1 pseudogene is annotated in these 1,097 nt (G+C 74.0%); it reads left to right on the plus strand.

Annotated features, from left to right (window positions below):
* Nucleotides 1–1,097 (plus strand): annotated as a pseudogene (locus IF89_RS39345) (acyltransferase domain-containing protein); the annotation flags it as partial.

Consider the following 1,097-nt stretch of genomic DNA (forward strand, 5'->3'; position numbering starts at 1 on the left):
AAATCCAACATCGGCCACGCCCAAGCCGCCGCCGGCGTCGGCGGCGTCATCAAAATGGTCATGGCCATGCACCACGGCCTCCTCCCCCGCACCCTCCACATCGACGCCCCGACCCCGCACGTGGACTGGTCGAGCGGCACGGTCCGCCTGCTGACCGACGCCACCCCGTGGCCGGAGACCGGCCGGCCGCGCCGGGCCGGTGTGTCCTCCTTCGGCATCAGCGGCACCAACGCCCACGTCGTCCTCGAACAGCCCCCCGCCCCGCACGGCTGCGGCGGCTCGCCGCCGAGGCCGACACGCAGGGCGGCACGGACGGCGGCTTCGGCACGGCACACCTGGACATCGGTCACGCGCTGGCCACCACCCGGGCCGCGCTCCCCGACCGCGCCGTCGTCCTCGCCGACGACCCGGCCGGCCTGCTCGCCGCGCTGGACGCGCTGGCCCGCGGTGACTCCGCTCCCCAGCTGGTGGCCGGGGACCCGGAGCGGGCGGCCGGCACCTCCGGGCTGGCCTTCCTCTTCACCGGGCAGGGCAGCCAGCGTCCCGGCATGGGCCGCGAACTGTACGGGACCCACCCGGTCTACGCCCGCGCCCTCGACGAGGTCTGCGCACGGATGGACGTCCACCTGGGCCGGTCGCTCAAGGAGCTGATCCTCGCCGAGGAGGGCAGCGAGCAGGCGGCGCTGCTCGACCGCACGCAGTACACGCAGCCCGCGCTGTTCGCCGTCGAAGTGGCCCTGTTCCGATTGGTGGAGCAGTACGGGCTCACCCCCGACCACCTCATCGGGCACTCGGTGGGCGAACTGGCCGCAGCCCACGTGGCGGGCGTCCTCTCCCTCGACGACGCCTGCACCCTGGTGGCCGTCCGCGGCCGCCTGATGCAGTCCGCTCCCGCCGGCGGAGCCATGATCGCCATCGAGGCGACCGAGGCCGAGATCCGCGACACCCTGCCCACCCACCACGGCCACCTCGACATCGCCGCCGTGAACGGGGACAGGTCCACCGTCATCACCGGCGACCACGACGCCGCCCACCAACTCGCCGCCACCTGGCGCGCCAACGGCCGACGCACCAAACAACTCAACGTCAGCCACGCC

This window comes from Streptomyces sp. NRRL F-2664, from assembly GCF_000719345.1.
Lineage (GTDB): Bacteria > Actinomycetota > Actinomycetes > Streptomycetales > Streptomycetaceae > Streptomyces.